4 protein-coding genes are annotated in these 10,490 nt (G+C 55.2%); 3 read left to right on the plus strand and 1 reads right to left on the minus strand.

What is annotated here, in order from left to right; all coding sequences use genetic code 11:
- Positions 1-7,257 (minus strand): autotransporter-associated beta strand repeat-containing protein (locus VFE46_13355; protein ID HZZ28982.1); only part of this gene is annotated, 7,257 nt, incomplete at its 3' end.
- Between the two features lie 658 nt (positions 7,258-7,915).
- Between VFE46_13355 and VFE46_13360 the strand changes: the two genes are divergently transcribed.
- The 3 genes from VFE46_13360 to VFE46_13370 all read left to right on the plus strand — a co-directional run.
- Positions 7,916-8,452, plus strand: a complete 537-nt coding sequence (locus VFE46_13360; protein ID HZZ28983.1) for a sigma-70 family RNA polymerase sigma factor — start codon at positions 7,916-7,918, stop codon at positions 8,450-8,452.
- 446 nt (positions 8,453-8,898) lie between these two features.
- Positions 8,899-10,089 (plus strand): FecR family protein, encoded by a 1,191-nt coding sequence (locus VFE46_13365; protein HZZ28984.1) that lies wholly within the window; start codon positions 8,899-8,901, stop codon positions 10,087-10,089.
- An 85-nt stretch (positions 10,090-10,174) separates the two neighbouring features.
- On the plus strand, positions 10,175-10,490 hold a 316-nt coding region (locus VFE46_13370; protein HZZ28985.1), incomplete at its 3' end, for a hypothetical protein.

A 10,490-nucleotide genomic window follows, 5' to 3' on the forward strand; every position in this document is an offset into this window, starting at 1 on the left:
TTGGTCACGCAGGCCGGCGGAGACAGTCAAATCGACAGTCGAGTTTCCGGTGACATCGGCCACATTAAAGCTGGTGTTGGTACCCAAGTGATTGGCCGCGGTGTTGCCGGAGGAAATGGTCGATGGGGCAGCGCCGCCGACGGTCACCGAGCCCAGGAATTGGTATCCGCCAAACAAACCCGTGTCCGTGGAGGTTTGCGAAAGCGTGCCGCCGTTGAGCGTGATATTTCCGATCTGGTTATATCGCGTTGCATTGAGTGTGCCGCCGCTGCCGACCGAGATGGACGGCAGGTGCGAAGCCAAATTGCCGTTGCCGCCGAACACGTTGTTAATATCGAGTTCCAACGTGGCGTTGCTATCGACGGTGATCGTTCGCGGAGTGGTGGTGTTGGGCTGGAACGCGTTGGAGTTGCCCAACGGACCGGTGGCGCCATTGCTCGGCGGAATGGTGCTGTTGGCGACCAGCTTGCCTTGCTGCACTTCCACGTTGCCGGAGAAGGTGCTCTGGCCGGTTAACGATTCCACGCCGCTGCCGGTTTTAATAATTCCCAAGGCCCCGCCGCTGCTGCCGTCCGACATAATGCCGGCATAAGCAATGGGCGTGGCGCTGCTTCCGCTGGTATCGCCAAAGGTCAAGGTGACAGTGCCGGTGGTGGCGTTTACGGCTGGGCCATCATCGCTGATGGTGCCGGTCGTGGCGCCAGAAGCCGCAGTACCGCCGGACGATAGATTGGCAACAGTGATGCTGTTGTTATTCAATTCCAAAATGGGATTGGTTGTAATGCCGGTCGACCCAGAAAGCTGCAAACCTCCGGAGCTGAGCGAATTGACGTTCGTCAAAATGACCGTGGCCGCGCCGGAACTGGTGCCCGTTCGACTGCCAACAACCGTGGCGACACCGGCTGCTCCTCCGGCCGTGGAGGTGTGGGTGCTGCCATAGTTGTTGGCGATGGGATTGCTAAGCGTAATTACGCCTTCCAGAAAATTCATTTGACCAGGCCCGGTAATTTGACCACTCAGCATGGTGGTATTGGTTGCACTGGTGCCCGCGCTAATGGAACCATCGCCCGCCATGGTGATGGCGCCACTGAGCACATCGCCGCTGCTGGTGCGAACCGTTCCGAAGGGCGTGCTATCCGTACTTGCACCCGGGCCTGTCAACGAAAGCGAGTTAGTAAAGGTGAGCGCACCGGTCGAAATGAATAACTGCGACAAGTTGCCGATCACCACCGGACCAGTGCCTAATGAGTTGACACTGTTGGCTTGTAACCGGGTGCCGCCAGGCGCCGAAACCGTAATCGTGCCCGAGAAGCCGCTATTATTGCCGGTGAGCTGATAGGTTTGTGCGGCGGGAGCAGTACTGGCCGAGTTCGTGATAATGACGTTTGCTGTGCTGCCGCTGATCAAGGCGCCGCTGTAATTGTAGGTGTGCCCTGTGGTGGCGTCGTTCGTATCGATGGTCAGCGTGCTGCCACCGGCTAGCGAAATGTTGTTGGTTAACCCCGCGGTGTTCGCCCCGCTGTATTGGAGCGTGCCGCCGGCGGCATTCACCGTAATGGCGTTGGCGCCGAAGTTGGGTGCCGACGTTGCATTGGCGAATACTTGAGTTCCACCGTTGAGAGTTATGCCGGAAATACTCGCCAGCGAAGCGCCCGATGGAACCGTCAGCGAACTGTGACTGTTGATTGTCACGCCGCCCGACAAGCCGTTGGAAGCATTCGTCAAGGTCAGGGCTGTGCCCGTTGTCCCATCGCCCACGGCCAAATTGCCTTGTCCGTTGACGGCGCCCGTGAGTGATTCGGTATGGGCGCCGGCAACTTCCAAGGTTGCGCCGCTGCCAATCGTAGTTGATCCGGCATAGCTCAAAGTGCCGCTCAGGACTGCGGTATCTAACCCAATTTGCTGAACGGAGCCGACGCCTAAAATATTATTGGCGAAACTGGGTGTTGCATCGCTGCGATTGAAAACGAGCGTGCCGCCAATCGTAGCATTGCCCGAGCCCAGCGTGCCGGTCGGGGTGGCATTGCCTACTTGCAATGTCGCGCCGCTGCTGACCGAAGTGGTACCGTAACTGTTGCCGCCGGTCAGCACTAAGGTTCCAGTGGATACGCTCAGAGCCAGATTCGAATTGGTCAGCGAACCGCCGAAAACGTTCGGGCCGGCCGCGCCGGCGTAAGTGAGCGTGCCACCGGCAGCACTGCTGGTAATGGTATTGCTTGTGCCAGCGCCGCTAGTTGCCAAGCTGCTAACCGTGGCGCTATTGCCGGCCAAGTCGAACGTCCCGCTGCCGCTGCCGCCATCACCCAGCGTTAAAGCGGTCCCGGTTGGGAACGCACCCATCGCACCCAGCTTCAGCGTACCCGTTTGAACAAAGGTGCCGCCGCTGTAAGTGTTTGGACCCGTATCCGACAAGATCAGGGTGCCGGCCTGTACGGTAAGGCTGCCCGTGCCGCCAATGGCGCCAGCTCCACTGATGGTATAAGTGCTCGTCGTATTGACGGTGATGGCGGCCGGCTGCACTATGGCGCCAAAAGCCACCTGCACGTTGTACGCGTTTGGATTCGAGCCGTGATTGTTATTGTCGTTGAAGATCACGCTGTCGAGATTGAAGAATCGGTCGGCTCCGTGAGTGCCGCCGCTGCCGCCGGGCAAGCCACTGTTCCAATTCAACTGGCCCGGATTGGTGCTGGTGACGTTATCCCAAGTCGACCCATCGCCACCACCGGCCGCGTTGTTCCAAACCAACGTTGCCGAAGCGACTGCTCCCACATTGACCACAATTGTGTTATTGCCAGGACCGGGGTAACTGACATTCACCGTTTGCCTTGCGCCAGGCGTAATTAATGTCGGCAAGGTTCCAGAGGCGCTGCCAGGTTGGCCGGCATTCAAAATATTGGCAGTCAGCAGAGTATAAGTACCCGCCGGCAACGCTAAACCGCCTGCCGTTGGTGTAACAACCAAATTCCAAGCGCTCGTAAAATTTGCACTCCCGTTGACAACAATCTCGTCGTTGACATTTCCCGTGCTCAAGTTGAATTGCAGGTTTCCGCCATTGACGGTTAAATTCGAGGCGATCGTCAATGTAGCTGTGGTGCCAGCAGTGGAATGCGGGACAATGGTGTCATTGCTACTCTGAAGCGTTACATTTCCGACCGAGCCACTGCCGGACAGCGCAACGTTATTGGCGCCGCTATTCAGGATGACATTGCCCGATAAATTCAGAGAGCCGTTCACTGCCAAAGTTCCCGCGAGAATATTTGTGTCGCCCGAGTACGTGTTAGCGCCAGATAGCGTGAGCGTGCCGGCGCCCAGCTTTGTGAGCGACGTAACGCCTCCAGCAGTTCCGTTGTTGATTGCACCGCCGAACGTGCTATTGCCTGCAGCGCCGACCGTCAGCAATGCATTCCCAGAATTGGTGTTGGTGATGACGCCGGCGGTGCCGCTGAGCAGGCCAAATGTCGGGTTATTGCCGTTCAAATCCACCGTCCCGCCTGTATTAACGGTGAGATTATTGCCGTTGGCGCCCAAAGCATTATTCTGGCCGGTTCCCAATTGCAAAGTACCGGTTCCACCGACGGTATTGCCACCGAGGTAGCTATTATTTCCGCTAAGAGACAGCGAACCACTGGTAACATTGATGGCCAAGGTTGTCGTTCCGGCGCTGTTGCCTAAAAGATCATTGATGGTGCCATCGAAGCTGCTGGGGGTTACACCGCCCGCGAAGGTTAGAGTCGAATTCAATGTGGTGCTGCCATTCGTTAGCACGTTGCCGCCGCCGCCATTTGCATCGGTTAAAGCGCCCACCGTGGCATTAAAACCTGCCATATCTACGGTGCCCGTCGAGCCATTTGCAACATTGCCAAAAATCAAGCTCGTGCCGGTAGGCAAAGCGGTGTTGGAACCCAGAGCCAACGTTCCTTGGCCGGCAGTAGTTGCACCCGCATAACTATTTACGCCCGAAAGTGTGAGCGTATTAACCCCAAGCTTAATGACTCCAAAACCACCATTGTTGTCTGTAATGTTGCCCGTCATGGTGAGCGAGTTGTTGGAGTTAGGACTTGCCTGGTTAGCTGCCAGCGGTACAAAGGTCACATCGGCTTGCAAGGTAACGGGGCTGCCAATAATGTTTCCGGTGTTACCTGCGCCGATGTCTACGCCTGCACCCGCCACAATGATTGGAGCCGTGATGGTGCTGGTTGTGGCCGTATCGCCGAAAAACTCTAAGCGCGTGTTCGCGCTCATCGTGATTGATGACACGGCACTGGGCTGTACGATACTATTGGCTTCCAGGCCTAGCTCGCCTCCGCTAACAACAATCGAGCCGGGAGTGCCGCCTGTGCTATTCACAGTCACCCCCACGAGGGTAAATTGGTTCCCTCCTGTCTTTGTTAGCACGTGTCCTGCCAACTCGAGAACCGGACTGCCGCCGCGCATGTCGTAACGGCTGGCCGCTCCGCCGGTATTGGTGCCTCCGACAGAAGCATCGGCCGTTAAAGCAATTCGTTCGAAGGCATTCTGTTGGACAACCGTCGTACTGGTGTTACTGTCGTAAATTGCTCCCTCGTTGTTAACACCCGTCCCGGCGATGTTGAATTGTTTGGCGCCAAAGTTCGCATTGAGGGTTGTCGTGTTCCCTCCGATGTCGAACGTTCCACCGTTGATATTGACGGATCCCGAAGCCAGCGATCCGACTGAGGCATTGTTAGTCGCAAAAAGCGTCCCGCCGTTGATTGTGGTGTTGCCTGTATAGTTATTAGTGCCCGAAAGCACGAGAGTTCCCGCACCGGATAGCGTGAAGCCGTTGCCGCCACTCCCATTTTGAATATTACCGGCAATAGTCATCGTGCTGGCCGAGCCTACGATATTGATGCCGGCAGCAGCGCTATCCAAACTGACCGTGCCGATTCCCATGTTCATATCGTGCGTCTGGTCGCCCGGCGTATTGCTGCCCGTGTAGGTAAAACTGCCGGCCCAAGATTGAGGATTATTATTGGAGAACATGATTGCGCCGCCGCTGGTGTCGTCGATCGTGCCGCCGGCAAAGGTGAGCGTGCCGTTGCCAACCGAACCAGAAGCAGCGAAGTTCAAATTGCCGCTGCTAATGGTAAGCGTGGCGTTCCCCATCGCGCCGGCAGAAGCGAGATTCAGCGTGCCGCCATTTACCAGCACCGGCCCGGTTCCCATGGAGCCGGAAGTGGTGGCGTTCAGGAATCCTCCGCTCACGGTCACGTTGCCAACACCCAAAGCACCCGACGCACTGGCATTGATGGTGCCGCTTTGCACCGTCGTGCCGCCGCTATACGAATTCGTGGTATTAATCGTCAACGACCCAGTTCCGTTGCTGCTATTCATCAAGATATTGCCCGCGGTAATCGAGCCGGAACCGGAAAAGATGTAACTGGTATTAGGCTTGGCTGCACTCCCATTCGTTAGTGTGATGCTCGTCGGCTGAACATTTCCAACAATATTGATAGTGGTCGGCGACGACTGCGTATTGTGGCTGTCGTCGAAGACTACGTTGTCGCCAGAATAAAAATGCGTGGGATCGTTGAGTCCGCCATCGGTGCGAATCCAGTTGGCGGCAGTTTGCGTTCCGTCCCATTGCTGCGGCAACGTCCCATCGGCCCCGGTCCAGGCTAAAGCAGCAGCGCCGCCGGTAACATCAATTTGAAGAATATTACTTGTTAAAGCCGCAGAATCGATCGAATACGTTGCGCGCCCAACCGTACCCAAGGATCCGCCGGTAAGGCCAGTAATGCCGCCGGTCGCTGTGAGAACCTGGTAAGAAGTAGCCGTAAGCGCCGACAGCGGCACGATGGAAAGTACCGAATTGCCGCCTGTGAAATTGGCCGTTCCGCCGACCGAAACAACATCACCCGTTGATCCACTTAGCTTTACTCCCCAAGAAGAACCGGCGCCCATGGTGAGATTGCCTAAGATCGACATGGTACCCGTCGATCCTACGGCGCCCGGTCTGAGAGTGGCGCCGGCGCCACTGAGCGTCACGTTGTTATTGAACGTGCCGCCGCTGCCCCCGACGGTTTGACCGGCGGAAGCGGTCACGCTGCCGTTAACAACGCCACCGTTGTTCGTCAGAGTTTGGGAGTTTGCCAGCGCGAAGCCACTTGTGATGCCAGTGACATCAAAAATGCTGCTGGCTCCATTGATCGTAATGCCGGATGAACTGGCAATACTGCTGGAATTAGCCGTTTCAGAAAGCTTTAATGTTCCGCCGCTGACGGTTGTCAATCCCGAATAACTATCCGTGTTGGCAGTTAGGAGCAATGTCCCAGGGCCAGCTTTAGTAAAACCATTGCCCGTACCGCTGATGGCGCCGCCAATCGTTAACGTGTTGGCCCCCACCGTAATCTGCCGGGTACCGACTAAAGCGACAGCCGCATTACCAAAGTTTAGACTGTTCGTTCCCGTGAAAGTAAAATCGCCGCCGATGCTATACGAACCGTTTTTTGTAACGAAGGTTCCCGCTGCACCGCTGGTGTTATCGATCGTGCCGCCATTGAACGAAATGAGATTGGCCGCACTGAGAAAATCTGCGAATACATCTGCAATGGCAGTTGCGTTGGTGAAATTAACTGTACCGGCAGTCAGCGTGAAGCCACCGGCCGCGCCATTGCCAAATGTCGTGGTTGCAGTTTGGCCGAGATTCAACGTGCCTCCGGGCATATTTACGTTGATGATGCCGGTCGTTTCATTGTTCCCTAGCCCTGCGGTCCAGTTAATGATACCGCCGCCACCCAAAACTGTAGCCTCATTGTTAAAATTGAAATTCGCGCCCCCGGGCAGAACGTTCAGCGTAGAACCGGCCGCAACCTGCCATTCGAAAGCGTGATTGAAGCGAGCATTAACGCCGGTGGGCACGCTCGCATTGATGATGACGTTATTGCTGACAATGTTGATGCCCGTATTGGCAGCACTGCCTGTCCAGTTTCCACTGAAGCTGAGACTTAGCGTAATGGTGTCGCCGCTGAAATCGGATGCCGTGTTGCCGATTTGCATCACGTTGGCGACATTAAAGATTGCCGGCGCCGTCAAGCCGGTTGTATCAGCCGTCCAAGTAGTGGTCGACGTCATATCAGCGGTCAGGCCCGTAGTCGTATTCGTGGGGCCGAAGCCTGAAGCAGTTCCGTTGAGGTCCAATAGCGAAACCGCGGCGTAGGCAAAATGCGGCGCTGCGAAAGCGATTCCAGCCAGGAGACCGATTGACCATGAAGTTCTTCGAAAAGCAGCACAAAACATATCCAGCTTCCTTCTCAGGTTGTTGACCATTGCTTGATCGAAATAATGTAGCGCGGAAAAATGAGAGCCTGTCAAACGCGTCGGGCAAGAGCCGCCGAATAGGTTCTTCGAGCGCACCCTTTGAAGCCGATCTTTCACGTCATCCCCCCAAGCCGTTGATAACATCCGTCAGATAGAGCTGGCAGCAGCAACGGAGCCAGCCGAATTTAAACTACGGAATCCCCGTCTATATTTTGAAACGCTCAGTAGCACTCGCACTTAGCTTCCGCCCCCTTACCGCCGCTTTAGGATGAGTTTCCCCGTTTAGTAATCGTTGGACGCGATCAAAATTTACGAAATAAAATCGCGCCGCCTGGAAATATTGAAATAGGGCTGAAAACCCCTTTTTTAATCCATCGCCTCAGGAGACGTCGATTTTCCCGAAGGATCGAGCAATTCAGGTGTTTAGAGTGCACCTCGAGCAATGCTCGCGATTTCAGGGGAAAACTTTTTCCAGCCGTCGGCATTTCTTGGTGTTAGATTTGGCGATTCGGATATACCCCCCGGCCTCTGCTACTTGGGATTTTCGCATTCCGGCGCTTTTCTTCGTAAGTTTCTGGCATTGGTGCTGATAGTATAGTGGTGGGAAAACAGGTACTTTCTGCAAGGGACTACTGCTGTGGCTGCTGAGAGCGATCGGACGCTTGACGACAGCATTGTCGAGCTGATGACCAGAAATCAGTTGCGGCTTCGTTCTTTTATCTTGACGCTTGTCCGAGAGACCTCCGCCGCCGAGGACGTGTTTCAGGAGACGAGCTTGGTCCTTTGGCGAAAGCGCCAAGATTTCGATTTCGAGAAGGACTTTTTTCGCTGGGCCTGCGGCATTGCCTTATTGGAGGTGCTTCAATATCGTCGCCGGGCAGATGCTGACCGCTTGCTATTTGACGAGGAGTTAATCAACGCGCTGGCGATCGACTATGTGGAGCACTCGGAAGTGTGGGACCGTGAACGATCGGCACTGCGCGGCTGTATGCAGAAGCTGAATTCGCGAGATCGTTGGCTTCTGGACGCCCGGTATCTTTCCGGCATCAAGACAGCTCAAATTGCCGAACAACTTGGCCGGCCGCTCAGCACCGTGTACAGTAGTTTGTCCCGAATTCGTGAGACGCTGTTTCGGTGCGTCCAAACCACGATTGCACAAGAAGCGCACCCCTAAATTACTGCGTGGAAACTGTGACCCATCACGATCCCCAATCTTCCGGCCTCAATCACGACGAATTGCATCGGCTTATTTCCGCTTGGTGCGATGAAGCCATTTCGGATACTGACCTCCAACGCCTGCAGTCGCTGCTGGTCGCCGATTCGAAAGCACGTTTAGAGTTTATCTCTTATATGGGTGTTCATGGCGGAATCAGAACCGAAATCGTGGGGAATGAACACTTCGAATCGTTTGTCCCGTTTTCAGCAGAGAAAAATAGCACTGTGATCAGGAAAGTCGAATCTTCGGGGCGGCAAATATTGGAATCGCGCGGGTGGCAGCAGTTCAGATTAGGACGCCTTGCTTGGGCTGCGGTTTTATTGGTCGCAGCACTCGGTGGAACTGTGGCGTGGCTCCGATGGCCGACCGCCGAAACACCGCATGCAATTGCTGTTCGCCCATCTTTGGTTGAGGCACAACCGGAAGCATCGAAGCCCATCGAATCCGTTCCCTACGATACGGATCATCCCGGGACGAATCACTTAGAGCCTGACCGGGCCCCGGTTTTGGCGCGCGTTTCGGAGCAAACTGCAGATTGCCAATGGTATTTTGATCGCAGTGGCAAAGTGCCGACCGACATGGTTCGCAGTGGTGATACTGTGCGGGTCACCAACGGAATGATGAAACTCCTATTCGACAATGAAACGATCGTCACTTTGCACTCTCCGGCAATTTTCGAAGTCGTTTCCGAAATGCGCGCCCGCGTGTTATTGGGGAAAGTTACTGCCAAGATTGGGCCGAAGGCAAAAGGGTTTTCGGTAGTTACTCCTCAGGCAACCGTCATCGATTTGGGCACCGAATTCGGCATTGAAGTGAACGAGTTGGGCGCGACCGATGTGGTTGTCTTTAAAGGCGCCGTCGATGTGGATTATCCCACAACCTTAGAAGGGACCGCCCGGCAGCAGCGCTTACGTACCGGCGAGGCTGTACACTTGGATGCCTCAGGAACCGCCAGCCGCATTGTATCCATCACGAATGGGCAGTTTTCCGATAAACCGGTTCCTGAACCGCTTCGGCCTCCAATCATTACTGCGGTTCGGGACAATATTCAACGTGAGTCGTCGGCTGCATGGAATTATTATGAGATTGTTCACAACGGCATGGCAGAGGATGCCAAAGCGTTTGTCGACCGTGAGGCTCACGAGTGGAATGGCGTTACGGTTGCCGGATTGCCGCCGTATTTGCTGGGTGGTGATTATGTCAAAACGTTCAACAACGATAAGGTTAAGCACGACATTGAAATCAACATTACGGTCGCCCGTCCTTGTCGTTTGTTTATTTTGTTTGACGACCGCATTCCAGCGCCAGCTTGGTTGCAAGAAAGCTTTCGCAATACGGGGGACAAAATTGGCGTCGACGAGGGACCCTATGTGGTCAACGGTAAATTGCGCACCGAGCATCAATCTGGCGTAGGTCCCGGCGTGAGCATCGACAACGTTGATTCCGTGTGGGAGCGCGACATTTTGGTTCCTGGTTCGGTGCAGTTAGGCGCGACGGAAACCCCCATCTCCAGCATTAACATGTACGGGATAGTGGCGGTTCCGCTCGATGAAATTCCTCAGAAACTGCGCGATCGCGGCCAAGTTCGCAAATGACATCGATTTGCCGACGATGCCGTTGCAATCGCCGCTGTTAACTCTTTTTTGACATTACATTGAAATTTGCAAGGGTGAGGTATTTGTGAGTGGAAAACAATTTCTGCTGGCGAAAGTTAAACTCGCCCAGCGAATCGCACGGCGATTCGCAGTTGTCGTTCTCGCGTTCCAGTTACTGCACCTTGCTGCGTCAAGTGCCGCCGAAATACTTACGCCCGCACCGCCGGCGCAGCCCCGGATCAATGGCGCCCGCGTCTTCGGGGTGCGACCGGAGAGCCCGTTTTTATTTACCATTCCATTCACAGGCGAGGAGCCTGTTTCTTTCAGCGCCGAAGGACTTCCAGAGGGTTTATCACTGGATCCTGTAGCTGGCCGCATCACGGGCAAGTTGTCGAAGCCTG

This window comes from Pirellulales bacterium (assembly GCA_035656635.1).
Taxonomy (GTDB): Bacteria; Planctomycetota; Planctomycetia; order Pirellulales; family JADZDJ01; genus DATJYL01.